At 69.3% G+C, this 23,231-nt stretch carries 25 protein-coding genes; 9 read left to right on the top strand and 16 right to left on the bottom strand.

Features of this window, described 5'->3' with window-relative positions:
• Positions 1-3: 3 nt before the first annotated feature.
• Together ACFWNN_RS15860 and ACFWNN_RS15865 are read left to right on the top strand one after the other, a co-directional pair.
• Entirely contained in the window at positions 4-1,101 is a 1,098-nt protein-coding gene (locus ACFWNN_RS15860; RefSeq protein WP_382440619.1) for an alkaline phosphatase family protein, read from the top strand.
• 45 nt (positions 1,102-1,146) lie between these two features.
• Positions 1,147-2,007 (top strand): patatin-like phospholipase family protein, encoded by an 861-nt coding sequence (locus ACFWNN_RS15865; protein WP_382440620.1) that lies wholly within the window; start codon positions 1,147-1,149, stop codon positions 2,005-2,007.
• Here the strand turns inward: ACFWNN_RS15865 and ACFWNN_RS15870 are convergent.
• The 7 genes from ACFWNN_RS15870 to ACFWNN_RS15900 are packed head-to-tail and all read right to left on the bottom strand — an operon-like array spanning position 1,996 to position 8,142.
• Positions 1,996-3,312: an LLM class flavin-dependent oxidoreductase gene (locus ACFWNN_RS15870; protein WP_382440621.1), complete on the bottom strand. Its 1,317-nt coding sequence runs from the start codon at positions 3,310-3,312 to the stop codon at positions 1,996-1,998. The two genes, ACFWNN_RS15865 and ACFWNN_RS15870, sit on opposite strands and share 12 nt — an antisense overlap.
• The gene (locus ACFWNN_RS15875) at positions 3,309-3,971 is read right to left on the bottom strand and encodes an ABC transporter ATP-binding protein (protein ID WP_382440622.1); all 663 of its coding nucleotides are present in this window, start codon (positions 3,969-3,971) and stop codon (positions 3,309-3,311) included. Before ACFWNN_RS15875 ends, ACFWNN_RS15870 begins: the two co-directional genes overlap by 4 nt.
• Positions 3,947-4,780, bottom strand: a complete 834-nt coding sequence (locus ACFWNN_RS15880) for an ABC transporter permease (protein WP_382440623.1) — start codon at positions 4,778-4,780, stop codon at positions 3,947-3,949. Before ACFWNN_RS15880 ends, ACFWNN_RS15875 begins: the two co-directional genes overlap by 25 nt.
• The gene (locus tag ACFWNN_RS15885; protein WP_382440624.1) at positions 4,777-5,799 is read right to left on the bottom strand and encodes an ABC transporter substrate-binding protein; all 1,023 of its coding nucleotides are present in this window, start codon (positions 5,797-5,799) and stop codon (positions 4,777-4,779) included. The genes ACFWNN_RS15880 and ACFWNN_RS15885 overlap by 4 nt, the downstream gene beginning before the upstream one ends.
• Complete coding sequence (locus ACFWNN_RS15890; RefSeq protein ID WP_382440625.1) at positions 5,799-6,755, bottom strand: TauD/TfdA dioxygenase family protein; 957 nt, start codon at positions 6,753-6,755, stop codon at positions 5,799-5,801. Before ACFWNN_RS15890 ends, ACFWNN_RS15885 begins: the two co-directional genes overlap by 1 nt.
• 44 nt (positions 6,756-6,799) lie before the next feature.
• Entirely contained in the window at positions 6,800-7,912 is a 1,113-nt protein-coding gene (locus tag ACFWNN_RS15895) for an ROK family protein (RefSeq protein WP_382440626.1), read from the bottom strand.
• Between the two features lie 35 nt (positions 7,913-7,947).
• The gene (locus ACFWNN_RS15900; RefSeq protein ID WP_382440627.1) at positions 7,948-8,142 is read right to left on the bottom strand and encodes a putative leader peptide; all 195 of its coding nucleotides are present in this window, start codon (positions 8,140-8,142) and stop codon (positions 7,948-7,950) included.
• A 109-nt stretch (positions 8,143-8,251) separates the two neighbouring features.
• On the opposite strand from ACFWNN_RS15900, the gene ACFWNN_RS15905 reads away from it, so the two are divergent.
• From ACFWNN_RS15905 to ACFWNN_RS15920, 4 genes are all read left to right on the top strand, one after another.
• The gene (locus tag ACFWNN_RS15905; RefSeq protein ID WP_382440628.1) at positions 8,252-9,979 is read left to right on the top strand and encodes a discoidin domain-containing protein; all 1,728 of its coding nucleotides are present in this window, start codon (positions 8,252-8,254) and stop codon (positions 9,977-9,979) included.
• A gap of 127 nt (positions 9,980-10,106) precedes the next feature.
• Positions 10,107-10,685 (top strand): RNA polymerase sigma factor, encoded by a 579-nt coding sequence (locus tag ACFWNN_RS15910; protein ID WP_382440629.1) that lies wholly within the window; start codon positions 10,107-10,109, stop codon positions 10,683-10,685.
• Positions 10,682-11,521, top strand: coding sequence for a hypothetical protein (locus tag ACFWNN_RS15915; RefSeq protein ID WP_382440630.1), 840 nt, complete (start codon positions 10,682-10,684; stop codon positions 11,519-11,521). Before ACFWNN_RS15910 ends, ACFWNN_RS15915 begins: the two co-directional genes overlap by 4 nt.
• Positions 11,522-11,564: 43 nt before the next feature.
• On the top strand, positions 11,565-12,479 hold the full coding sequence (locus tag ACFWNN_RS15920; RefSeq protein WP_382440631.1) for an alpha/beta fold hydrolase: 915 nt from the start codon (positions 11,565-11,567) through the stop codon (positions 12,477-12,479).
• Here ACFWNN_RS15920 and ACFWNN_RS15925 read toward each other — a convergent pair.
• Both ACFWNN_RS15925 and ACFWNN_RS15930 read right to left on the bottom strand, forming a co-directional pair.
• A complete protein-coding gene (locus tag ACFWNN_RS15925; RefSeq protein WP_382440632.1) occupies positions 12,389-12,895 on the bottom strand; it encodes a hypothetical protein in 507 nt (168 codons plus the stop codon). The two genes, ACFWNN_RS15920 and ACFWNN_RS15925, sit on opposite strands and share 91 nt — an antisense overlap.
• A gap of 47 nt (positions 12,896-12,942) precedes the next feature.
• Positions 12,943-14,466, bottom strand: a complete 1,524-nt coding sequence (locus tag ACFWNN_RS15930) for a wax ester/triacylglycerol synthase family O-acyltransferase (RefSeq protein WP_382440633.1) — start codon at positions 14,464-14,466, stop codon at positions 12,943-12,945.
• 221 nt (positions 14,467-14,687) lie between these two features.
• On the opposite strand from ACFWNN_RS15930, the gene ACFWNN_RS15935 reads away from it, so the two are divergent.
• Positions 14,688-15,506, top strand: a complete 819-nt coding sequence (locus ACFWNN_RS15935) for an esterase/lipase family protein (RefSeq protein WP_382440634.1) — start codon at positions 14,688-14,690, stop codon at positions 15,504-15,506.
• On the opposite strand, the gene ACFWNN_RS15940 is transcribed toward ACFWNN_RS15935, so the two are convergent.
• The 3 genes from ACFWNN_RS15940 to ACFWNN_RS15950 all read right to left on the bottom strand — a co-directional run bounded on the left by ACFWNN_RS15940 (position 15,503) and on the right by ACFWNN_RS15950 (position 18,826).
• Positions 15,503-16,861 (bottom strand): glycoside hydrolase family 28 protein, encoded by a 1,359-nt coding sequence (locus ACFWNN_RS15940; RefSeq protein WP_382440635.1) that lies wholly within the window; start codon positions 16,859-16,861, stop codon positions 15,503-15,505. The two genes, ACFWNN_RS15935 and ACFWNN_RS15940, sit on opposite strands and share 4 nt — an antisense overlap.
• 64 nt (positions 16,862-16,925) lie before the next feature.
• Entirely contained in the window at positions 16,926-17,843 is a 918-nt protein-coding gene (locus tag ACFWNN_RS15945) for a hypothetical protein (protein ID WP_382440636.1), read from the bottom strand.
• An 11-nt stretch (positions 17,844-17,854) separates the two neighbouring features.
• Positions 17,855-18,826: a DUF2332 family protein gene (locus ACFWNN_RS15950; protein WP_382440637.1), complete on the bottom strand. Its 972-nt coding sequence runs from the start codon at positions 18,824-18,826 to the stop codon at positions 17,855-17,857.
• A 103-nt stretch (positions 18,827-18,929) separates the two neighbouring features.
• On the opposite strand from ACFWNN_RS15950, the gene ACFWNN_RS15955 reads away from it, so the two are divergent.
• Both ACFWNN_RS15955 and ACFWNN_RS15960 read left to right on the top strand, forming a co-directional pair.
• Positions 18,930-19,688 carry an enoyl-CoA hydratase/isomerase family protein gene (locus tag ACFWNN_RS15955; protein ID WP_382440638.1) on the top strand — a complete coding sequence of 253 codons (759 nt, stop codon included), beginning with the start codon at positions 18,930-18,932 and terminating at the stop codon, positions 19,686-19,688.
• Complete coding sequence (locus tag ACFWNN_RS15960) at positions 19,688-20,074, top strand: hypothetical protein (RefSeq protein WP_382440639.1); 387 nt, start codon at positions 19,688-19,690, stop codon at positions 20,072-20,074. Before ACFWNN_RS15955 ends, ACFWNN_RS15960 begins: the two co-directional genes overlap by 1 nt.
• Positions 20,075-20,084: 10 nt before the next feature.
• On the opposite strand, the gene ACFWNN_RS15965 is transcribed toward ACFWNN_RS15960, so the two are convergent.
• From ACFWNN_RS15965 to ACFWNN_RS15980, 4 genes are read right to left on the bottom strand one after another with little or no spacing between them, the layout of a single operon-like run.
• On the bottom strand, positions 20,085-20,684 hold the full coding sequence (locus tag ACFWNN_RS15965) for an MBL fold metallo-hydrolase (protein WP_382440640.1): 600 nt from the start codon (positions 20,682-20,684) through the stop codon (positions 20,085-20,087).
• Positions 20,684-21,772 carry an S-(hydroxymethyl)mycothiol dehydrogenase gene (locus tag ACFWNN_RS15970; protein WP_382440641.1) on the bottom strand — a complete coding sequence of 363 codons (1,089 nt, stop codon included), beginning with the start codon at positions 21,770-21,772 and terminating at the stop codon, positions 20,684-20,686. Before ACFWNN_RS15970 ends, ACFWNN_RS15965 begins: the two co-directional genes overlap by 1 nt.
• A 13-nt stretch (positions 21,773-21,785) precedes the next feature.
• On the bottom strand, positions 21,786-22,304 hold the full coding sequence (locus ACFWNN_RS15975; RefSeq protein WP_382440642.1) for a VOC family protein: 519 nt from the start codon (positions 22,302-22,304) through the stop codon (positions 21,786-21,788).
• A gap of 39 nt (positions 22,305-22,343) precedes the next feature.
• A complete protein-coding gene (locus ACFWNN_RS15980; RefSeq protein WP_382440643.1) occupies positions 22,344-23,186 on the bottom strand; it encodes a hypothetical protein in 843 nt (280 codons plus the stop codon).
• Between the last annotated feature and the right edge of the window lie 45 nt (positions 23,187-23,231).

Raw genomic sequence — 23,231 nt, forward strand, 5'->3', positions numbered from 1 at the left:
TTCATGACCATCGCCGAGGTCGTTCCCTCACTGCTGTCGGGCCTGGACGTTCCGGGTGCCGACAACACGCTCGGGCTGCCCGCGGCCCGGCGTGTCGTCCTGCTGCTCGTAGACGGCCTCGGCCACGAGTTGCTGCGCGAGCACGCCGCGCACGCGCCGTTCCTGTCCTCGCTGCCGGACCGCTCCATCGACGCGGGGTTCCCGTCCTCGACGGCCACGAGCATCGCCTCGATCGGCACCGGGCTGCACTCCGGCGAGCACGGCATCGTCGGCTACACCTTCGCCGTCGGGGACGAGGTGCTGAACTCGCTGACCTGGTCGCGGGCCGCCGAACACGGCCACGACCTGCGCAAGACGCTCGTGCCGGAGGTCGTGCAGCCGCACCCCACGCTGTTCGAACGCGCGGCCGCCGCCGGGGTCGCGGTGAGCGCCGTCGCGCCGTTGCTGCACCGCTCGTCCGGACTGACGAGGGCGGTGCTGCGCGGATCCTGGTTCCGCGGCGTGGCGGGGTTCGGCGACCTGGCGCTCGGGGCCGTCGCGGCGGTCCAGCAGGACCGGTCGTTCTGCTACGCCTACCACGCGGACCTCGACACGATCGGGCACTTCTACGGGCCGGGGTCCGAGGAGTGGCTGATCCAGCTGGAGTTCGTGGACTCGCTGGCCGAGCGGATCGCGTCGCGGTTGCCTGCCGGCGCGCAGCTCGTGGTCACGGCCGACCACGGCATGGTCACCGTGGACGAGCGGATCGACTTCGACACGGAACCGGTGCTCTGGCAGGGGGTCCGGGTGGTCGCCGGCGAGCCGCGGGTGCGGTACCTGCACGTCGAGAGCGACGAGGTGCTGTCGACCTGGCGGGAGTTCCTCGGGGCCCGCGCGGACGTGCTGAGCAGGGACGAGGCCGTCGAGGCCGGGTGGTTCGGGCCGGTGAGCCCGCTGGCGCTGGACCGGATCGGGGACGTCGTGGTGGCGATGCGGGACGCGCACGTGGTGGTGCGCAGCCAGGCCGAGCCGTTGCTGAGCGGCCTGACCGGGATGCACGGCTCGCGGACGCGGGCCGAGCTGGCGATTCCACTGCTCGTGCACTCAGTAGCTTCAGTGTAGACCGAAGCAAGCTGAACCCGTTGCCTCACTTTAGGATCACCGGACGTGACGATCGAACTGCCAGGACCAGTCGGGTTCGTGCTCGGCGGCGGGGGAAGCCTTGGCGCCGCGCAGGTGGGCATGCTGCGGGCGTTGCACGAGCACGGGGTGCGCCCGGACCTGGTGGTCGGCACGTCGGTCGGGTCGGTCAACGGCTCGCTGCTCGCGCTCGACCCGGACAAGGCGTTCGAACGGCTTGCGCTGCTGTGGGAGGGCATGACCCGGCCGCGGGTGTTCCCTGGCGGGCCGATCGCGCAGCTGAGGTCGTTGCGCACCAACAAGACCTACCTCTTCCCGAACACCGGGCTGGAGTCCGTGCTCGCCGACGGACTCGACGGCTGCGCCTCGTTCGCGGACCTGGCGCTGCCGTTCGGCGCGGTGTCGGTGGACTGCGTGACGGGCGAGGCGGTGAACATCACCGAGGGCGAGCTGATCCCGGCGATCCTCGCCAGCGCGGCGATCCCCGGCGTCTACCCGCCGGTGCGGATCGGCGACCGCGTGCTCTACGACGGCGGCGTGCTGGCGAACGTGCCGATCCGGCAGGCGCTGGCGATGGGCGCGAAGTCGTTGGTGGTGCTTGACTGCGCGTTCCCCGGCCACCTGCCGACGGTGCCGGAGACGCTGGCCGAGACGTTGCTGTTCTGGGCGACCCTGGGGATGCGCAACCAGGCGGTGCTGGAGGTGGAGCTGGCCTCGCAGAGCGCGCCGGTGCTGTACCTGCCGGGTGCGCCGGTGCAGGCCGTGACGCCGCTGGACTTCTCGCACACCGCGGAACTGGTCGAGGCCTCCTACCAGGCCTCGACCACGTTCCTCACGACGCTGGAGATCGCCGGCGTGGGGCTCTACGGGCACCCGTCACACGGGTAGCGCGGTGAACTGGCTCGCCGGGCGCCGCAGGCCGTAGTGCTCGCGCAGGGTCGTGCCGGTGTAGTCGGTGCGGAAGAGGCCGCGCCGGCGCAGGATCGGCAGCACGTCGTCGGCGAAGCGTTCCAGGCCGGACGGCAGCACGGCGGGCATGATGTTGAACCCGTCCGCCGCGCCCCCCGCGTGCCACTGCTCGATCTGGTCGGCGACCTGGAGCGCGGTGCCGGTGAACGTCCGGTGGCCGCGGCCGCCGCCGAGCCTGCCGATCAGCTGCCGGACGGTCAGGCGTTCGCGCCGGGCCAGCTCGACGATCAGCGTGTAGCGGGACTTGGCGCCCTCGATCGCGGCCTCGTCCGGGAGGTCGGCCGGGAGTTCCTCGTCCAGTTCGAGGTGGTCGACCCTGAGCAGGCCCGCGAGCTGCTTCGCGGCGTGCTCGGGGAGGATCAGGCGTTCCAGCTCGGCGTCGAGGGCGTGCGCTTCTTCTTCGGTGGCGCCGATGACCGGGACCAGGCCGGGCAGGATCTTGACCTCGTTCGGGTCGCGGCCGAACTCGACCGCCCGGCGCTTCACGTCCTGGTAGAACGCGACGGCGTCTTCGAGGGTCTGGTGCGCGGTGAAGACGGCTTCGGCGTGTTTCGCGGCGAAGTCCCTGCCGTCCTCGGACGAGCCGGCCTGGACGAGCAGCGGGTAGCCCTGGGGTGAGCGCGGCAGGTTGAGCGGGCCGCGGACCTTGAAGTGCGGGCCGACGTGGTCGATCGGGTGCACGCGGTCGTCCCGCGCGTGCACGCCTTCCGCCTTGTCGGCGACGATCGCGTCGTCGTCCCAGGAGTCCCAGAGCTTCTTCGACACCTCGACGAACTCGGCCGCGCGGTCGTACCGGGTCAGGTGCGCGGGCTGGGCGTCGAGGCCGAAGTTGCGGGCCGCGTCGTCGCCCGCGGTCGTGACGATGTTCCAGCCCGCACGGCCGCCGCTCACGTGGTCGAGGGAGCTGAACCGGCGGGCGAGGTTGAACGGGTCGTTGTAGGTGGTGGAGGCCGTGGCGATCAGGCCGATTCGTGTTGTGACGGCGGCGATCGCGGTCAGCAGGATCGTCGGTTCGATCTTGCCGGACGGCCTGCGGCTCGGATTTCCCCACAGCACCGGGGAGTCCGCGAGGAAGACCGAGTCGAACTTGGCGTCCTCGGCGATCTTCGCGACGCGCTGGTGGTAGGCGATGTCGATGTGCGCCAACGGGTTCGACTCCGGCAGCCGCCAGGACGCCTCGTGGTGGCCGGTGTCGTGCAGAAAGAGGTTGAGGTGCAGCGTCATGCGGGTGCTCCGATGCCGAGGGCGGACAACAGGTGCGTGCGGTCGGCGTCGTGCGCCGGGAGGTCGAGGCCGATGCGGCCGTCCTGCAGGACGAGGACGCGGTCGGCGAGTTCGATCGCCTCGTCGACGTCGTGCGTGACCAGCAGGACGGCGGGCCGGTGCCGGGCGCACAGTTCGCGCAGCAGGTCGTGCATCTTGATGCGGGTCAACGCGTCCAGGGCGCCGAACGGTTCGTCGGCGAGCAGCAGGCGGGGTTCGCGGACGAGGCAGCGGGCGAGCGCGACGCGTTGCTGCTCGCCGCCGGAGAGCTCGGCGGGCCAGGCGCGTTCCCGGCCCTTGAGCCCTACCTCTTCCAGCGCCGCCCTGCCCTTGCCGGGTTTGACGCCGAGTTCGACGTTGTCGAGGACGCGCAGCCAGGGGAGCAGACGGGAGTCCTGGAACGCGACGGCGACCTCGTGCGGGACTTCGAGGGTGCCCTCGCCGGTGACGTCGTGGTCGAGGCCGGCGATGGCCTTGAGCAGCGTGGACTTGCCGGAACCGCTGCGGCCCAGCAGTGCGACGAACTCGCCTGGTGCGATGGTGAGGTCGAGGTCGTCGAGGATCTTGCGGTCCTGGAACTGCCTCGTGAGGCCGTTCACCCGGACAGCGTGCGTCGCCATGCCAGCGCCCTCCGTTCGAGGATCCGCAGCACCGCGTCCGAGACGAACCCGAAGAGGCCGTAGACGACGAGCCCGACGACGATCACGTCGGTCTGGCCGTAGTTCTGCGCCTGGAACATCAGGTAGCCGATGCCGCTGGTGGCGTTGATCTGCTCCAGCACCACGAGCGAGAGCCAGGACGCCGTGACGGCGAGCCGCAGGCCGAGGAAGAAGCCGGGGAGCGCGCCGGGGAAGACGACCTTGCGCACGTACTGGGCGCGGTTCAGGCCGACGGCCTCGGCGAGTTCGACGTACCGGCTGTCGATGCCCGTGAGCGCCGCGTAGGTCTGCAGGTACATGATCGTCGCGATGGTCACGGCGATCACGACGATCTTGAACTCCTCGCCGATGCCGAGCCAGAGGATCAGCAGCGGGATCAGGCCGAGGGACGGGATCGCGCGCTTGACCTGGACCGTGCCGTCGATCAGGGCCTCGCCGACGCGGCTGAGACCGGACGCGATGGCGAGCAGCGTTCCCGTTGCGGCGCCGAAGAAGAAGCCGAGGGCGGCGCGTTGCAGCGAGGTGAGGATGCTCTCGGGGAGCTTGCCGTTCTCAGTGAGCTCGATTCCGGTGTGGACGATCGTCCACGGTGCGCTGAGGATGCGCGGGTCGAGGGCGCCGGTCGCGGAGGCGATGCTCCAGACCGCGAGGATCAGCGCCGGGCCGAGGACCCGGCCGTAGGGGATGGGTCTGCCGAGTCCCAGGCGTTTGCGGCGGGTTGGTGTGGTGGGTGCCGCGAGGGTGGCGGGGCGGTCGAGCACGTGGGTCATGTCCGGCTCCGGTACCTGGCGTCGACGGCCTCGGCGGCGACCTTCTCGAACCGGCGGTCGAAGAGTTCGGTGACGTCGAACTTCTCCACGAAACCGCCTTCTGCCAGCAGGTCCGCGGTCTCCTGCTCCCACTTGATCGCCCGATCCCAGTTCGTGGGGAAGGTCAGCGGCGGGGTGGACTGCACGATGCGGTCGCCGTCGGCCTTCGAGACGTTCTGGTCCTTGACGTAGTAGTGGTCGACCCACTTGTCGGGGTTCTCGTAGCTCCACACGGTGCCGCGCGCCCAGAACGGGATGAACGCCTTGATGGCGGCCAGTTTCGCGGGGTCGTTGAGGACCTCGACCGGGGCCCAGAGGACGGTGAGCAGGTCGACGGAGTTCATCGGGATCGCGGTGGCGTCCGGGTACTGGCCGAGGTACTTGGTGAGCTGCGGCTCGGCGAGCACGGCGACGTCGACCTGGCCCGCCTGCACGGCGGTGAGGAACTGGTTGCTGGTCAACGGGATCAGCTCGACGTCGCTGATCTTCAGGCCGAGCTCCTTGAGGGTGCGCAGGACGACCACGCCCTGCGCCTGGCCCTGGCTGAACGCGATCTTCCTGCCCTTGAAGTCTGCGAGTGACTTGATCGGCGAACCCGGTTTGGTGGCGTAGGTGTAGAGCGGCTTGTCGCGTTCGCCGACCGCGACGATCTTCGTCTGCAGCCGCGTGGCCTGCGCCTGGATCGGCGGGATGCCGGCGTTGGAGCCCAGGTCCACCGACCGGGCGCGGAACGCCTGGATGACGTCCGGCCCGGCGCTGATGTTCGGCCAGTCGCTGACCTGGAACGGGAGTTTGCCCAGTTCCCCGCTCGCTTCGAGCTGCTTGAGCGTGGTGCGGATGGAGATCGACAGCCTGGTGTCAGGTGGCGGGGGTGTGGTGGGCAGGTCGCCGAGGACCTGCTGCGTGGTGGTGCCGCCCGCGGAGCACCCCGCGGCACCGAGAGCCGCGAGGCCGAGCAGCAGGGAACGCCTGGTCAGCATCAGTCCACCACCACGGCGTGGTCGGCGGTGAACGGGCGGCCCGCGAGCAGCGTGGACTCGCGGCCGTCCGGGCCCACCGGGGTGTCGCCGATGATCGTGACGCGGTGCAGGGTGCGCTGGACGTCGAGGTGCTCCAGGTCGCGCGGGGCGAGGTGGGCGGTGGCTCGGTTGTCCCAGAAGGCGACGCTGCCCGGTTCCCAGCGGAACCGCACGGTGTACTCGGGCCGGGTGAGCTCGGCGTAGAGCAGGTCGAGGATCGCCTTGCTCTCGCTCGCCGACACGCCGACGACGTGGCTGGTGAAGCCGGGGTTGACGAACAGGCCCTTCTCGCCGGTGACGGGGTGCACGCGGACGACGGGGTGTTCGGCGACGAGCAGGTTGTCGTTGACGCGCTTGGCGTACGCGCCGTCCGCGACCTTCACCGACCCGCCGTAGCGGTGCTCGGCCCTGAGCCCGTCCACAAAGGACCTGATGGGCTCCGACAGGCCGTTGTAGGCGGCGACGAGGTTGGTCCACGTCGTGTCGCCGCCGATCTCGGGCACCACCTCGGCGCGCAGGATCGAGGCGGCCGGCGGGTTCACCGCGGCGGTGACGTCGGTGTGCCAGCCCGAGAAGTAGCTGTACTGGCGCTTCTGGGACTGTTTGAAGTCCTTGCCGTAGCGGTCCTCGTAGCGGCGCGGGTCGATCGTGAAGATCTCCGGGAAACCGGTCGGCGGGGCGTCGTCGTGCGGATGCGCGTAGGTGAGCTCGCCGAACTGGCGGCCGAACGCGATCTGGCTCGCGTGGTCCAGATCCTGGTCGCGGAAGAAAATCACCTTGTGCCGGTGGAGTGCGTTCTGGAGGGTGTCCAGCTCGGCCGCGCGAAGGGGCCGGGAAATGTCGATGCCCGAGATTTCCGCGCCGATGTGCCCGGCGACCGGCTTGACGGTGAGCGTCTTTTCCTGAACTGAGGTCATGCCACAAGCGTGCAGTTCAGGCGTTCGCGGTGTCTATTTTCCGCTCAGCTAAAATAAGTCGTTCCACCGTAGATATCGCTGAGCACGACACTTCCGGCGGCGACGCTGAGAACCTCCGCGCCGAAACTCGTTCGAATGACGTCGTCCTTGCGCGTGATTTCCTCTGTCAATTCGTTCCAGCATCCGGGAACGAAGATCACGCCCGCCTCCACCACGACCAGCACGTCCGGGTTGATTACGTCGAGCAGCAGCTGGGCGGCCTGGCCGACGAGCCGCGACCGTCGCCGGAACAGCTCGACGGCCTGTGGCTCACCTCGTTGCCCGGCCTCGATCAGCAGGTCCAGCACCGGTTCCGCGATGATCCCGAGCCGCGCGGCCCGTTCCGCGAGCGTCCGGTTCGACGTCGCGGCCTCCAGGCAACCCCTGCGCCCGCACGGGCACGGCGTGTCGTCGTCGCGCAGCCGCAGGTGCGCGATCTCGCCCGCCGCGCCACCCGGACCGCTGTGCACCGACCCGCCGGTGACGATGGCCGCGTCGACCACGTTGCCCACGAACAGGTGCACCAGGCTGGTGCGGGCTCTGGGATCAGCCCCGAAGAGCTGCTCGGCCCGCGCGAGCGCCCTCGAGTGCGACTCGACCTGAACTGCCATGTCGAGCGCGGTGGTCAGGAAGTCCCCGGCGGGGACGTCTCTCCAGCCGAGCTGGCTGTGCTCCACGATCGTGCCGTCGTCCACGCGCCCACCGGTGGCCACGCCAACCCCGATCGGCACCCGGTCGTGCCGCCGCAGGAACGCGGGCACCCGTTCGGCGATCCGCCGCAACGCCTGCGTCGCACTCGGCCGGTGGTGCGGCTCGCGTTCCTCGGCGAGCACCCGCCCGCGCAGGTCCACGAGCGACAACGTCGTGTGCCCGTAAGCGATGTGCACCCCGCACACCACGTGCCGTTCCACGTCGATGTCCACCGGCACGTGCGGCCGCCCGATCGTCACCCGCGGCACCCGCGCGTCGACCTCGCGCACCAGCCCGCGTTCGGCGAGCTCGGCGTACTGCTTCGTGACGGTGGCGGCGCTCAGCCCGGTGAGGCGGGCGATGGTGCTGCGCGCGACGGGCCCGTGGTCCAGCACGGACCTGAGCACGGTGGCGGCGGTGCGGCTCATGCGTCCCTCCCCTTCTCGCAGGGGCTGCTCTCCGGTCAGGCGAAGGCGGGCACGGCACAGATCGCGCTCGCCTGCCGACGGAGGTCGACGTGACGGCGCGTGCTGAGCACGGATGCCTGGGACACGCCTCCGATGCTGACACCCGCACGCCGCGTTCGGCCAGGCCGCCCACGTGGTGAGACGCGAGCAGACATCGGTTCATTCGGGCAAAATCCGCCGCCTTCGGTCATGTAACAACGTCAGACCTCCGATGAACTCTTGAAGTGGGGGCGGGATCGGCGTAGACCTGGGCACGTCTTCCCTCCGCCGCGGGGAGCCCGTCCGTCAGGAGGCTCGCTCGTGCGGAGAACGTTGCGCCGGCTCGGCGTGGTGATGACCGCCGTCCTTCTCGTCGCGGGCGTGAGCCTGCCGGCCCGCGCCGAGGTGCTGCACCCACGCCAGGACTGGCTGCGGGCGGCCACGTCCGGGCTGTTCCTGCACTGGGGGATGCGGACCAGTCCCGGCTACACCAGTTGTGCCGCTTGGGAAGCCGCCGTCACGGGCGGCGGGTGGAACGCGCGGTACTGGGTGGACGAGGCGAAGAAGCTGCACGCGCAGTACATCGTGCTCGCGTCGTTCCACAGCAGGCTCGGGTACGCGCGGGCGTGGCCGTCGGCGATTCCCGGCAGTTGCGCCACCAAGCGGGACTTCCTCGGCGAGCTGATCGACGCCGCCTCCGCGCAGGGCGTGAAGGTCGTCAACTACATGACCGACGACCCGCAGTGGCACGACGAGGGCGGGCACGAGTGGCTCGACTCCGCCGGGTACTCGAAGTACAAGGGCAAGGCGGTGAACCTCCAGGAACGGCCGGGGTTCGGGCAGTTCAGCTACGACAACTTCGTCGAGGTGATGCAGCGCTACCCGAAGCTCGCCGGGTTCTGGATCGACAACGACAACGCGTACTGGGAGCAGAACGGCCTGTACGAACGGATCCGGCGCGATCGGCCGGACATGGTCCTCAGCAACAACAACGAGGACACGCCGATCATGGACACGATCAGCAACGAGCAGAAGACCGGCATGACCCCGAACTACGACTACCCGCAGGCGGTCTACACGGCCGCACCGAGACTCATCGAGGCGTGCTTCAAGCTGCCGAGCACCGGCGCGTGGTGGTACTCGGGCTCGAACTCCGCCGTCGACCACAAGCTCACGCTCGGGCGGCTGATCACCAACGCCGGCAGCGACGTCAAGGCGTTGATGGCGGAGACCGCGATGGTCAACGGCAGGTTCCCCTCGAACCAGGCCTCCTTCAACACCTTCGCGAACACCTACCTCGGCGACATCTGGGAGTCGATCGGCGGCACCTACGGCGGCGGCTACCTGCACGGCGGGCTCAAGCCGGGGTTCTGGAACGACGGCGCGCACGGCGTCACGACCGTCTCGAAGTCCAACCCGGACAACCACTACGTGCACGTCATCACCAAACCGTCCGGCAGCACGCTGAAGGTGCGCGACAACGGTTACAAGGTCAGCCGCGTGACCAATCTGCGCACCGGGGCCGCGGTGCAGTGGTCGCAGTCCGCGGGCACGATCACGCTGACCGGCATCGCGAACTGGGACCAGTACGACACGGTGTTCAAGGTCGAGACGGCCGGACGGGAAGGCGTCATCCTGCCGTCGAGCTACACGATGAGCGCCTCGGCCGCGGGGTCCGGTCACCCTGCCTCGCACGCGGCCGACGGCAACTACCAGACCTATTGGGACGCAACGGGTGCGGGCACGGTGTCGCTCCGGTTCGACCTCGGCAGCGCGAAGAAGGTCTCGTACGTCGCGCTGAACCAGCGCGAGGACTCCACCACCTACCCGGCGTCGAACTCAGCGCGGATCAAGGCCTACAACCTCTACACGTCCGACAACGGCACCACCTGGACGAAGGTGAAGTCGGGCTCGCTGCCCAACCACCGGGGCGTGCAGTTCCTCGACCTGCCCGCGAACACGACGACCCGGCACGTGCGGGTGGAGAAGACCTCGACGCAGGGCAAGGCACAGCTGAGGATCGACGAGGCCTGGCTCGGTCAGTACTAGGAGGCACGTCCTCGCAGTACGCCGCCCGCGCGATCCCCGCCACCCCCAGATGTGCCACGCTCCGCAACGGTAGAGCGGCACGTGAAGACGGTGCCAACACTTCCGGGGCGGGCGGACACGAACAGGCATGACAACCGAAGACCCTGACGACCGCGCGCTGTGGTCGCAGGCCGCTGGGGGCGGTGCGCACGCCTTCGGGGTGCTGTTCGACCGGCACGCGAAGGCGGTCTACAACCACTGCTTCCGGTTGACGGCCTCGTGGGCCGAGGCGGAGGACCACCTGCAGGCGACCTTCCTGCTGGCCTGGCGCAAGCGCGGTGACGTGCGGCTCGAACGCGAGTCGGCGCTGCCGTGGCTGCTCACCGTCGCGACCAACGTCGTGCGCAACGAACAGCGCTCGCTGACCAGGCGCCTCAAGAACCTCAAGCGCGCGACCCACGACCAGACAGTGCCCGACCACGCCGACCTCGTGGCCGAACGGCTCGACGACCAGCAACGGATGCGAGACCTGCTCGACGCCGTGCGGAAGTTGCCGCGCAACGAACGTGAGGCGCTCGCGCTGTGCGTGTGGGCCGAGGTGTCGTACGCCGACGCGGCGGCCGTCTTCGGCATCACCGAGGGCAGCGTCCGCGCGCGGGTCAGCAAGGCCAAGTCGAAGCTCCAGCAGCACCACCTGGTGCTCGTGCCCGCAGGGGAGGACCGATGACCAGCATGCTCCCACCCACCCGCGACCTGCCTCCCGGCCGGCAGGCCCGGATCCGCGCCGAGGTCGAACGCGCCGTCACCGGCCGGAGCAGGCGCCGGTGGCTGTTCCCGGTGCTCGCCGGGGTGGCCTCGGTGGCGGCGGTGGCCACCAGCGTCGCGCTGCTCCCGCCGACCCCCGGGCCGCCCGCACCGGCTGTGCAGGTCACCACTTCGCCACCGCCGAAGGAACCGGACTTCGGCGTGCCGCCGGAGGAGGTCGCGGCGATCGAGAAGGGGTGCGCGAAGATCGCCACCGCCGGTGAGGCGAAGCTCTACCAGTTGCTGGAAGGCCAGATCCGGTTCGCGTTGCTCTACACCGAGAACTCGGCGCTGGACTGCACCATCGGCGTCGGCGGCATGGAGTACAACTCCGGCTTCTCCGGCACCGAGGTGAAGTGGCTGCCGGGGCACTTCTCGGTCGACCACAGCGGTGCGAGCGCCGGCGGTGACCTCAACCTGAAGCCCGTCTACAAGGGCGTGCCCGGCATCCGCACCGTCCTCGGCAGGGTCGACGACACGGTGGCGCGGGTGACGTACACGATCGACGGCAAGACCGTCGAGGCCTCGATCGCGAATGGCACGTACGCCGTCCGGATCTACTACCCGTCGGACTGGCAGATCCCGAACATCGACGACCAGGGGGTGCTGCACTTCTACGACGCGGCGGGCACCCTGCTCGGCACCGGTGCCGACGTGTGGAAGAAGTGCTTCGTCGACCCCCAGGGCAAGATCGTCCAGGGCGACCGGCGGGCCGACCCCGCGACGTGCGTGCCGGCGACGCCGTGGAAGCCGAGGTAGAGCTCACTACCGGTGAGTCACTTCTGGCGACATACTGGTTGGTATGACGACTGTGGCGCACTTCGGCGGGACCAGCCACCACGCGGACCTCGACGGGCCCGTGCACTGGGTCGACTTCGGCGGACCGGAGGACGGTCCTCGCGTCGTCCTCGTGCACGGGCTCGGCGGCTCGCACCTCAACTGGGTGCTGCTGGCACCGTTGCTGGCGCAGCGGGCCCGCGTCACGGCCGTCGACCTCGCCGGGCACGGCCTCACCAACCCGGAGGGCAGGGAGACCACCGTCCAGGCCAACACGAGGCTGCTGGGACGGTTCCTGCGCGAGGTGGTGCGGGAGCCCGTGATCCTCGTCGGCAACTCGATGGGCGGGCTGATCTCGCTCTTCCAGACCGCCTACGACCCCGAGCTGGTCAGGGGCCTGGTGCTGGTCGACCCCGCGCTGCCGATGGTGCTCGGGACGCGGCCTGACCCGACGATGCTCGGCACGTTCTTCATGTACTCGGTGCCGGGCCTGGGGGAGCGGTTCCTCGCGAAGTCGAAGACCGTCCCCGCGCGCCGGCAGGTCGAGCGGCTGCTGGAACTGGTCTGCGTCGACCCGTCCGGCATCCCCGAGGAGCTCAAGCAGGCGAGCGAGCACCTGATCGGGGAACGGGCCAAGGTCGAGGGGCTCGACAAGGCGTTCCTCGCCGCCGCGCGCAGCGTCGTGTTCACGAGCTCCAAGCGCGGCGCCTACTACGCGGCGATGGCCAAGGTCCGCGTGCCGGTGTTCCTGATGAGCGGCGACAAGGACCGCCTGGTCAACGTCGCCGCCGCCCGGTACGTGGCGCGGAGGTACCCGCACTGGCGCTACGACGAGTTCGCGAACATCGGTCACGTGCCCCAGATGGAGATCCCCGAGGTCGTGTCCGAGAGGGTCCTGGCCTGGATGGACGCCAACCGCCTGAGCACGTCCGCCAGCTGACCGAGGGTGAGCCGCTCCCGCAGCACGGGGGCGGCCCCGGTCAGCACGAAGTGGTCGTCGTGCTGCTCGACGCCGGCGAGTTCGATGCCGCGCGGCAGCTCCGGCACGGCGAACACCTTCGCGGGCAGCCACTTGTGCGGCCTGACGTGCAGTTCCGTACCAACCAACTGGATGGTCAGCGGTAACCAACCGAACGGTTGCAACTCCGGGATGTCTGCCTTGTCGACCTCGACGCGGAACTCGACGGGCGACGCCACCAGGACCGCCGGCGGGTTCACGTGCACGTCCCGGCACACGACCGTCGCGCGGCGGGCCCGCCAGCGCGACCAGCGCACGTCCTCCAGCTCGATCCGGACGTCGTCGAGCTGACCGAGCGCCAGTCCCAGGGCGCCCAGCCGTGCGTCGAGTCCGACCACGGTCAGGCGCGCCTCGTGCGCGCCCGCCTGGATCGTCAGGTCGTGTCTCAGGCCGTCGTCTCCGGCTTCACGCCGTTCGTGGCGGCCTTGGTGGTCGACCGCACGGCACGGGGCTTGGGAGCGGGCTTCTTGGCAGCGGGCTTGGCGGGAGCGGCGTCCACGACCTTCTGAGCCGCTTCCGTCTTCTCCGCGGCCTCGGCGGCCAGCGCCACCATCTCGTCGAAGCCGTTGCGGATGCCGTCCGCGAGCAGCTGGACGTCCGGCACGCCGTCGAAGTCGGCGTTGATGCCGAACGTGAACCGGTCGAGGTAGGAGAAGATGCCGACGGTGATCCGGATCGTCGAGGCGACCGGCACGTACGGGAACATCTCCACCAGCGGGCGGCCGAGCATGTAGAGCGGGATCCGCGGGCCCGGCACGTTCGTGGTGACGGTCTGCAGGATCTGCTGCGGGAACCGCATCGCGGTGCGCGACCCCAGCGCCATCAGCGTCGGCGCGGCGAAGTTCGACAGGTTCGTGATCACGTCGGCGCCCGCGGCCTGGCGCGAGCTCTTCAGGTCGTCCATCTGCGCGCGGATCGACGCGAGGCGCTTCACCGGGTCCGCCTCGCCGACGGGCAGGTTCACCAGCACGGCGCTGACGCGGTTGTTGAGCTCGTTGTGCTGGTCCGCCTTGCGCATCGACACCGGCACCATGGTCCGCACGACCATGCCCTCGGTCAGTTCGCCGCGCTTCTCCAGCAGATCGCGGAACCCGCGCGTGATCGCCGTCAGGATGACGTCGTTGACGGTGCCACCCGCGGCGGCGCGAATCTGTTTGATCTCAGCCAGGTTCGCACGCGCCCACACCCAGCGGCGGTGCGGCCCGATGGGACCGTTGAGCGACGTCGCCGCCCGCGTGACCAAACGCTTGGCGGTACCGGGAAGAGAACCGAGAACGGTCTTGCCGAAGTCCACGATCTCGCTCAGCGACCGCACGTTGCGCGCCACGGCGGGCAACGCGGACAGGTGCTGCACCGGCGTCACCACGGCGTCGCGCACGCCGTCGATCACGAGGTCCAGGGTGGACGGTTGCTTCTCCGGCTTCCACTCCTTCGGCTCCGGCAGCACGCTTTCGGACTTGAAGTCGAGGATGAGCTGGAGCATGTCCGTTCCGGACACTCCGTCGATCATGCAGTGGTGGACCTTGGAGATGATCGCCCAGCGGCCGTCTTCGAGACCCTCGACGAGCCACGCCTCCCACATCGGCTTCTTGTCGTCGAGCTTCTGCGCGAAGATCCGGCCCGCGAGGTTGCGCAGCTGGTCCTCCCCGCCCGGCGACGGCACCGCGGTGTGGCGCACGTGGTAGAGGATGTTGAAGTGGTCGTCGTCGACCCACACCGGGCGGCCGACGTGGAACGGCAGCGCCTTCACCTTCTGCCGGTAGCGCGGCACCTGGTCCATGCGCGCCAGGAAGAGCCGGATCACGTCGCCGTACGACGGGACCGGTCCCTCGAAGACCAGGACGGAACCCACGTGCATCGGCACGTTCTCGTCCTCGATGAAGTAGAAGCTGGCGTCCAAAGAGCTCATGCGATCCACTCGAAAAAGAGTAGAGGAGCTGCGCAAGCTGAACGACGTCCATGCAGGTGAGAGGCACTGCACACCTGTGAGGTTGCCAACGTGTTACCGGGACGTGGCGAATCGAGACTCGAAAGTACTGGCCAAAAGATCGTTCAAGAAACATCATGGGAGTACTGGGCAACGCCGCCCAGAACGCCGGCTCGGGGTTGTCGACGTGTGGGGAGGCTCCTATGTCCGCTGTACCTTCGGACGAAGTCTTCGAAGTTCCTGCTGCCTCTCGCCTCCAGCTCGTCAGAGGCTCCGCACCTGGTCTGTTCTGGTACCTCACCGAGCCCACGCGCTGCGCTCTCGACGTCGGCGAGTTCGTCGCCACGCGGTCGACGCTGCAGGGCGCTCCCGCCGGTGACGGCCACCCGGTGCTGGTGTTCCCGGGACTCGGTGCGACCGACTCGTCCACCGTCATGTTGCGGCGTTTTTTGTCCGGTTTGGGTTACGAGGTGCACGGCTGGGGCCTCGGGCGCAACATCGGCCCCACGCGTCGCGCCGTCGACGGCATGCACGCCTTGGTGAAGAAGGTTTCCGACGACCACGGCGGCCCGGTGTCCATTGTGGGCTGGTCGCTCGGCGGGATCTTCGCGCGCGAGATGGCGCGCGACCACCCGCACCGCGTGCGTCAGGTGATCACGATGGGGTCGCCGTACAACATGAGCGACCCCGTGCAGTCCCGGGCCATGCCCGCGTTCGGGTTGTTCTCGCGCCTGCACATCCCGAAGGACGAGTTCCCGCCGCTGGAGTCGACGCGGCCGCCGATCCCGGTGCCCGCCACGTCGATCTACTCCAAGACGGACGGCATCGTCTCGTGGGAGTCGTGCGTCGAGGAACCGGGGCCGCGCCGGGAGAACGTCCAGGTGTCGTCCTCGCACCTGGGGTACGGCTTCAACTCCACCGTCCTGTGGGTGGTGGCGGACCGCCTGGCGCAGGCGGAGGGCACGTGGGCACCCTTCGCCGCGCCACCCGGCATGGTGCGGAAGTACCCGCGGGTCGCCTAACTGGTCATCGGCTTGCCGTTCGCCGTGACGTTGGTGAACTTCAGGCCGTCGACGTTCTTCACGGTGTTGGTGGTGGAGCTGACGGTGAACTTCGAGTCCCGCAGCTCCAGCCCCTTCACGTGCTCCTGGCTCAGGCCTGACACGTCGAGGACCTTGGACGCCTTGGTGCTGCTGGAGTTCGCGACCGTGAACGGGCCGAACTTCGGGACGTTGCCGCCCGTCTGCGAGTTGTAGGTCGTGGTGACGTAGACGAAGGCGCGTTCGAACGTGCCGGAGACGCTGTCCAGGTTGATGTTCTGCGAGAAGCCGCCGCGCTTGGTGTTCGACTTGACGTAGAGCGCGAACTTGGTGGCGTTGACGCAGTTCAGCTTGTAGCCGTAGACGTTGCGGATGCCGCCGGTCTGCTCGGAGCCGCACGTGATGGCGCCCCAGTTGCCGTTCATGCGGCAGTTGACGACGACGATGTTCTGGCACGGCACGTTGACGCGGCGACCGTCCTCGTCCCGGCCCGACTTGATCGCGACGTTGTCGTCGTGCGCGCCCAGATCGCTGTTGGAGATCACGACGTGGTCGCACGACTCGGGGTCGCACGCGTCCGTGTTGTTGGCGGACGTCGTGGGGTCGGTGTGCACGTCGTCGACCGTGACGTTGCGGCAGAGCGTGGGGTGGATCTGCCAGAACTTGGGGTTCTTCAAGGTGATGCCCTGGATCAGCACGGTGTCGCAGTCGTAGGGCTCGATGAACGTCGACCGCATGTTCTTGCCCGAACCCGGAACCACGCGCTTCTCCGGCGGGGTTCCCTTGGCCACCAACGACTCCAGGTAGCTCCGGTCGCTGCCCTTGTTCCAGCTGCCGGTCGCGCCGGCGTCGAGCGTGCCCCTGCCGGTGAGGGCGATGTTGGTCTGGCGGTGCGCGTAGACCATGGGGGAGCGGTTCATGCACTCGATGCCCTCGTAGCGGGTGAACACGGTGGGGAACTTCGAGGCGTCGCCCGAGAACTTCAACAGCACGCCGTCGGCGAGGTGGAAGTCGACGTTGCTCAGCAGGTGGATCGCGCCGGTGACGTAGGTGCCCTTCGGGACCGTGACGTGACCACCGCCGGCGGCGTTGCACGCGGTGATGGCGCGTTTGAACGCCTCGGTGTTGTCGGTCTTGTTGTCGCCCTTGGCGCCATACGTGGTGACGTCGAAATTCCGGTCGGGGAACTGCGGTAGCCGTGTGTTGCGCACGATGTCGTTGGCGGCGGGCCAGGGCAGTTCCGGCACCGCGATCGCCGTTCCGTTCAGGGTCGGGAGGGCGATCGCGGCCACGACGGTGGACTTCATCAGCAGCCTGCGGTTGATCCTGCCGTCCATGCGTTCCTCATCTCGGGGAGGAGTCACGGCGGCGGTGAAACACACTGTAAACGTTTGCGGCCGGTCAGCGGAAGGCGTTGCGGGTGTAGGTGAGGCTGAAGGTGCCCTTGTTCGCGAAGTAGCGATCGATGACGGCGGCCGGGTCGGTGGCCAGGTAGCCGCGGTAGATCGGGCCGTCGTTCTGGTCGTCCCAGCCCCACGGCGCGTGCGCGGCGTTGTCCTTGCCGTTGTCGCCGCGGAACGTGCCGAACGACGCGAACGTCTCCGTGTTGTTGCGGCGCGCCCACATGCCGTTGGCGTCGAGGATGTTCACGAGCCGGTAGCCCACGCTGCGGTCGTTGCCGCCCGACGGCACCTCGCCGGTGGCCGCGGGTACGTAGACCACGCCGTCGCCGCCGGGGAACTCGGCGCCGTTCCAGCGGTACAGGCCGTGGCCCTTGGCCTCCTGGAACGTCGTGGGGCGGCCGTTGCTGAGCAGCAGCGTGCCGTCGATGGTCTCGCTGCCGTTGGTGTAGGGCGAGCCGGCCGGGGTGTAGGAGTAGAAGTCGCTGTGCGCCACCGTGACCGCGGCTTCGAGCTTGCCGAACCCGGCGTCCTTGCGGACGGCGAGCAGGACGCCCTCCAGGTCGTTCTCGTGGGTCCTCGTGCCGAACGGGTCGGGCTGGTCGTCCCAGTCGCGCGGGTGGTAGAAGCCGTAGACGAGGAACCAGTGCGTCGAGGTCTCGACGACGCTGTAGTAGGCGGCGCCGGTGAGCTTCGCGAGCTGGGGCTGGTTCTCCCAGTTGTTCAGCGTGTTCCAGTCGCCGTCGAAGTCCACTGTGGACAGGTAGTCGGCGTCGTGGTCGGACGAGTCGGTGTCCTGGTAGTGGACCGGGGCCCAGTGGAACGCCAGGTCGTGGTCGGAGACGGCGGCGTTCGCCGGTGCCGTCAGGGCCGTGGTGAAGAGAGCGACGGCCAGCAGGGAGGCGCGGATCGTTTTCACGACGGCGCACGTTAGCTGTAGATGGTGACCGTCAGCCTGGGGTTTGAGCGAAAGTCTGTCGACTCGTAGGCGACGCGCGCGAGTGGCATCGAGCCGGCGGCCGCGGTCAGCGTCGTCTCGATCTCGTTGCGCTCGTCCTCGCTCAGGTACGCCCAGAACGAGCTGTGCCAGATCACCGTGTACGTGGCGCGCTCGTCGGGCGGCACGAGGTTCTCCCGCAGCCACCGGCCGGCGGGGGAGCGCGCCACCTTCACGCCGACCTTGCCCGCGAGCTCGATGGCGTCGTCGAGGTCCCAGCGCAGCGCGTCGTGCTCGGGCGGGATGAACGAGTGCAGGATCATCGCGTGCTTGGGGTCGGCCGGATCGCGCGGCTGCAGGTCGCACCCGGCCCGGTCGACGATCTCCAGCTTGGGCGGCGGCTGCGGCCCGACGGCGGCGAGGCGCACCGGCGAGTCCTGGTCGCCCCACTCCCAGCCGAGGCCGAACCAGCGGTAGTGGTCGAGGATGAGGTTCAGTCCGGCGCACGCGCCCAGCTCCAGCAACCTGACCTTCGGCGCGCCGATCATCGTCAGGCCCCTGAGCAGGAACGCGGCCGTCTTGGGCTGGTGCTGCTGCACGGTCCGGTCCAGCGCCGCGAGGATGTCGCCCGCGTTCTCGACGATCGCCCGCCGCGCCGCGAGCCACGCCAGCAACGCCGTCGAGTCGGACTCCCCGGCCATCGCCGCCGCGTGCGCGCTCGAGAACCGCTGGCTGAGCTCCGGCGCCTTGCCCGACAACATCAGCAACCGCACGCCCGCGAGCGCCTGGATGCCGAACAACGGGCTGTGCACGGCGCTGTGCGAGCACAACAGGTCCGCCACCGGCCCACCCTTGTCGAGCTCGCTCGCCAGCTCGGAGAGGATGCGCGCGGACACCGGCGCACTGGTGCGCAGGCGCACCGCGAGCGTGCGCAGCGTCGAAGCCCCGATCGCGGCCGCGGTCACGTTCCCTCCCTCTGTCGGCAAGCGACTTTACAAGGGCGTGAACGCATTCCTACCCCCATGTGACCGCGCGTGCCCCCAGAACCTGATGGGTATCGTGCGGCGGGTGAGCGAGTTCCTGGACCTGACCGCGGCCGGCCCGGTCGCGACGTTGACGATCAACCGCCCGGCCAAGCGCAACGCCATGTCGTTCGACATGTGGTCGGCACTGCCAGGCCTGATGGCTCGCGTCGCCGCCGCCGACGACGTCCGCGTGCTGGTCATCCGGGGTGGCGAGCACTTCTCGGCGGGCGCCGACATCGCCGAGTTCGGCACGTTGCGCCGCGGCCCGGAAGGCGCCGCGCACTACGGCGAGGCCGTCCACCTGGGCGAGCGCGCCATCTCCCAGCTCGGCAAGCCCACGATCGCCGCCGTGTCCGGCTTCTGCGTCGGCGGCGGCTGCGAGATCGCTCTCGCCTGCGACATCCGGGTGGCGTCCGCTGATGCCCGGTTCGGCATCACGCCCGCGAAGCTCGGCATCGTCTACAACTTCACCTCGACCAAGGCCCTGGTGGACGCCGTGGGCCCGGCATGGGCGAAGCAGATCCTGTTCTCGGCGGACCTGCTGGATTCCGCCACGGCTTTGCGCATCGGTCTCGTCAACGAGGTCGTGGAGTCGCTGGACGCCCGCGTGAAGGAACTGTCCGAGCAGATCGCCGGCCGCGCGCAGGTGTCGGTGCGCGGTGCCAAGAAGATCATCAACTCGATCACGGACGGCGGGCACGAGGACGACTTCGTGCGCGCCCTGTACGCGGAGGCCGCCTCCAGCGCCGACTACGCCGAGGGCGTGACGGCGTTCCTGGAGAAGCGGCCGCCGAGGTTCTGATGGGCGAGTTGATCGTCGCCGTCACGGCCGAGGTCCACCACGGGTGCCTGTTCCTGGAGGACGCGCACGTCTCCGGGCTCCGGCACGACTCGTGGGACCCGGCGGCGGCGCAGTACGACGTGGAGGACGACTCCGTCGCGTTCAGCGTCCAGCCGTCTGTCGACGGACCGGTCACCGTGAGGGTGTGGCGTGGCGAGCCGGGGCCCGAGGCGGCCGCGATGCCGTACTTCTCCGGCGTCCTGAGGGGCGTGAGCGGGCGAGTCAGGCTGTTCGACGCCGACGAGGTCGTGGCGCTCGCCTTCGACCTGCCGGACGGGCCGCACCCGTTCCACGTGCTGACGGACTCGGTCGAACACCCCGAGTCCGTCGACATCGTCTTCGCCTAGAACACCGCCGCTAGAACACCTCGGCGGCGATCGTGGTGTCCGGGCCGTGGCCCGTGTGCACCACCGTGTCGCCGGGCAGCGTCAGCAGCTTCTCCCGGATGGACGCCTCGATCGTCGGCCGGTCCGAGAACGACCGGCCCGTCGCGCCCGGTCCGCCCTGGAACAGGGTGTCGCCGGTGAACACCGCGCCCAGCGAGGGCACGTGGAAGCACACGGCGCCCGGCGAGTGGCCGGGCGTGTGCAGCACGTGGATCTCCTCGCCGGCGACCGTGAGCACCTGACCGTCTTCCAGGGCCTGGTGCGGGATCACGCCGGTGTGCGTCAGGTTCCAGACCACGTGGTCGGCCTGGTGCAACGCCATCGGCGCACCCGTCGCGTGCGCCAGGTCCGGGGCGACGCGGACGTGGTCGTCGTGGGCGTGCGTCAGCAGGATCGCGACCACGCGGCGGCCGTCGACCGCCTTGAGGATCGCGTCCACGTCGTGCGGGGCGTCGATGACGACGCACTCCTCGTCGTCGCCGATGACCCAGACGTTGTTGTCGACGTCGAAGGTCTCGCCGTCGAGCGAGAACGTGCCCGAGGTGACGGTGTGGTCGACGCGCAGTGCCATCAGAACACCACGACCGATCGCAGCACGTCGCCGTGGTGCATCTTCTCGAACGCGGCCTCGACGCCGTCGAGCTGGATCTCCTCGGTGACGAACGCGTCCAGGTCGAAGCGGCCCTGCTGGTAGAGGTCCACCAGCATCGGGAAGTCGCGCGACGGCAGGCAGTCGCCGTACCACGAGGACTTCAGGGAGCCGCCGCGGCTGAAGAAGTCGATCAGCGGCATCTCGAGCTGCATGTCCGGCGTCGGAACACCCACCAGGACAACGGTTCCGGCGAGGTCGCGGGCGTAGAACGCCTGCTTCCACGTCTCCGGGCGGCCGACCGCGTCGATCACGACGTCCGCGCCGAACGAGTCGGTCAGGTCCTGGATCGCCGTGACGACGTCGTCGACCTCGCGGGCGTTGATCGTGTGCGTGGCGCCGAAACCCTTGGCCCACTCCAGCTTCCGCGGGTCGGTGTCCACGGCGATGATCTTCGCGGCGCCGGCGATGCGCGCGCCCGCGATGGCGCCGTCACCGACACCGCCGCAGCCGATCACGGCCACCGAGTCGCCGCGGCCCACGCCACCGGTGTTCACCGCGGCGCCGACACCGGCCATCACACCGCAGCCCAGCAGGCCGACGGCCGCGGCGCGCGCGGCCGGGTCGACCTTCGTGCACTGTCCGGAGTGGACCAGCGTCTTCTCGACGAACGCGCCGATGCCCAGCGCGGGCGAGAGCTTCGTGCCGTCCGTCAGCGTCATCGGCTGCGAGGCGTTGAACGTCGAGAAGCAGTACCAGGGCTTGCCGCGACGACAAGCACGGCACGTGCCGCAGACCGCGCGCCAGTTCAGCACGACGAAGTCGCCGGGCTCCAGATCCGTGACGCCGGCACCGACCGACTCCACCACACCCGCGGCCTCGTGGCCCAGCAGGAACGGGAAGTCGTCGTTGATGCCGCCCTCGCGGTAGTGCAGGTCGGTGTGGCAGACGCCGCACGCCTGGATCTTCACCACGGCCTCGCCGGGGCCGGGGTCGGGCACCAGCACCGAGGTGAGCTCGACGGGTTGACCTTTGCCCCGGGCGACGATGCCCTTGACCTCTTGCGCCACTGCGACTCCGTCCTCAGTTGATCAGCGTCGTGCCTTCGAACTCGCCGAGAACTTCCCGGTAGAACTCAATCCCTACACCGTTGGGGTCGCGGATGTACAGGCTGTCCTCGACGCCGCGGTCGGGGCCCAGGTACTCGATCCCCGCCTCGTCCAGCTTGGACTTGATCTCGTCGAACCGCTCGGGCGACGTCGAGAGGGCGAGGTGCTGAACGGCACCGATCGTCTCGGAGAACGCCGGGTGGTCGTGGCCGGGGAAGTCGAAGAACCCCAGCAGGTTCTTCGCGCCCAGGTCGAAGAAGAAGTGGCTGGAGCCGTTGTAGTCGCGGTTCTCCACGAGCTCGACCAACGGGAAGCCGAGGAACTCCTGGTAGAACTTGATCGTCTCCTCGACGTCCTTGCAGATCAACGCGATGTGGTGAACTCCGCGCGTCGGCGAGCCGCCCCGTTCGGCGAGTGGCTTCACGTACCGTTCGCGCAGGTCGTCGCGCTTGGCCCGGATGGCGGCGAGCTCTTCACCCTCTGGCTGTGGCATGAGGGTCAGAGTAGTTGAGGATTCAAAGATCCGCAGGCCTCAGCCGGCGACGCCCTCGAACTCCGTCGCGTGTTCGTCGCCGAGCAGGGTGGCCTGCACGAACGCCACGCTCGTCTCGGGGGCCAGACGGTCGTCGCGCTGGGCTCCCGGCCGCCCTGAGTAGACCTTCAGCGACGTCACGTCGTGCAGCCCGAACCCGTCGCCGACACCCCACTGGGCGAGGGTGCGCGCGCTCATCAGTTCCTCGGCGTCGTCCAGCGACGGGGCGGAGAAGTACAGCCGCCCGTTCAGGTAGACGCCGCGCGCGCCGTTCGCCGAGATGATCGTGACGGGCTCGCCGGTGCGGCAGGCGAGGAAGTGGAACGCGATGCCGCCGCCGCGCGAGCCGACGACCGTGGCCGCGGTGAGGCCGCTCCACGTCACCGGCCGCCGCGCGAACGCCTCCGCCTGGCCCAGCAGGAACTCGCGGTAGACGCGCGGGCTGAGGTCCTGCAGGTAGTTCCACATCCGGAACACGTGGTGGTAACCGAGCTTGCCCGCCAGTTCGAGCGCCGCGCGGAACGCCAGCCGGCCCGCGTAGGTGTGCTCGTCGCACGGCGGGATCCGGCCCGCGCAGAACAGGTACTCGCCGTCGTGCGCGTACGCGATCGCCTTGTGCTCACCGGACTCGACGCCGTGCGCGCTCGTCCAGACCTCGGCGAACCCGCGGTGCTCGTCCGCGAGGTGCACGGTCAGTTCCGGGTAGCCGTTCCGCACCACCGGGTTGAAGGACGTGCCGGCGAACCGCACGACGCCGAGCCGGTGCCGGTCCTTCGCGTCCGGGTCGGCGCCGAGCGGTTCGAACGTCGAAGAAAGCGCACGAGCCCGCAGCTGACGAGTCATCACTGACCTTTCCCGGGGGAACCGGGTCAGGTTAAAACGCCGCGG

The organism is Lentzea sp. NPDC058450 (assembly GCF_042721395.1).
In the GTDB taxonomy this organism is placed as follows: Bacteria; Actinomycetota; Actinomycetes; order Mycobacteriales; family Pseudonocardiaceae; genus Lentzea.

Coding starts and splice junctions, on each gene's coding strand:
- ACFWNN_RS15975 (WP_382440642.1), bottom strand. CDS start 22,304: ATGCCACAGCCAGAGGGTGAAGAGCTCGCCGCCATCCGGGCCAAGCGC.
- ACFWNN_RS15895 (WP_382440626.1), bottom strand. CDS start 7,912: ATGAGCCGCACCGCCGCCACCGTGCTCAGGTCCGTGCTGGACCACGGG.
- ACFWNN_RS15940 (WP_382440635.1), bottom strand. CDS start 16,861: ATGGACGGCAGGATCAACCGCAGGCTGCTGATGAAGTCCACCGTCGTG.
- ACFWNN_RS15960 (WP_382440639.1), top strand. CDS start 19,688: ATGGGCGAGTTGATCGTCGCCGTCACGGCCGAGGTCCACCACGGGTGC.
- ACFWNN_RS15890 (WP_382440625.1), bottom strand. CDS start 6,755: ATGACCTCAGTTCAGGAAAAGACGCTCACCGTCAAGCCGGTCGCCGGG.
- ACFWNN_RS15900 (WP_382440627.1), bottom strand. CDS start 8,142: ATGACCGAAGGCGGCGGATTTTGCCCGAATGAACCGATGTCTGCTCGC.
- ACFWNN_RS15910 (WP_382440629.1), top strand. CDS start 10,107: ATGACAACCGAAGACCCTGACGACCGCGCGCTGTGGTCGCAGGCCGCT.
- ACFWNN_RS15870 (WP_382440621.1), bottom strand. CDS start 3,312: ATGACGCTGCACCTCAACCTCTTTCTGCACGACACCGGCCACCACGAG.
- ACFWNN_RS15880 (WP_382440623.1), bottom strand. CDS start 4,780: ATGACCCACGTGCTCGACCGCCCCGCCACCCTCGCGGCACCCACCACA.
- ACFWNN_RS15965 (WP_382440640.1), bottom strand. CDS start 20,684: ATGGCACTGCGCGTCGACCACACCGTCACCTCGGGCACGTTCTCGCTC.
- ACFWNN_RS15875 (WP_382440622.1), bottom strand. CDS start 3,971: ATGGCGACGCACGCTGTCCGGGTGAACGGCCTCACGAGGCAGTTCCAG.
- ACFWNN_RS15920 (WP_382440631.1), top strand. CDS start 11,565: ATGACGACTGTGGCGCACTTCGGCGGGACCAGCCACCACGCGGACCTC.
- ACFWNN_RS15930 (WP_382440633.1), bottom strand. CDS start 14,466: ATGAGCTCTTTGGACGCCAGCTTCTACTTCATCGAGGACGAGAACGTG.
- ACFWNN_RS15885 (WP_382440624.1), bottom strand. CDS start 5,799: ATGCTGACCAGGCGTTCCCTGCTGCTCGGCCTCGCGGCTCTCGGTGCC.
- ACFWNN_RS15935 (WP_382440634.1), top strand. CDS start 14,688: ATGTCCGCTGTACCTTCGGACGAAGTCTTCGAAGTTCCTGCTGCCTCT.
- ACFWNN_RS15860 (WP_382440619.1), top strand. CDS start 4: ATGACCATCGCCGAGGTCGTTCCCTCACTGCTGTCGGGCCTGGACGTT.
- ACFWNN_RS15980 (WP_382440643.1), bottom strand. CDS start 23,186: ATGACTCGTCAGCTGCGGGCTCGTGCGCTTTCTTCGACGTTCGAACCG.
- ACFWNN_RS15915 (WP_382440630.1), top strand. CDS start 10,682: ATGACCAGCATGCTCCCACCCACCCGCGACCTGCCTCCCGGCCGGCAG.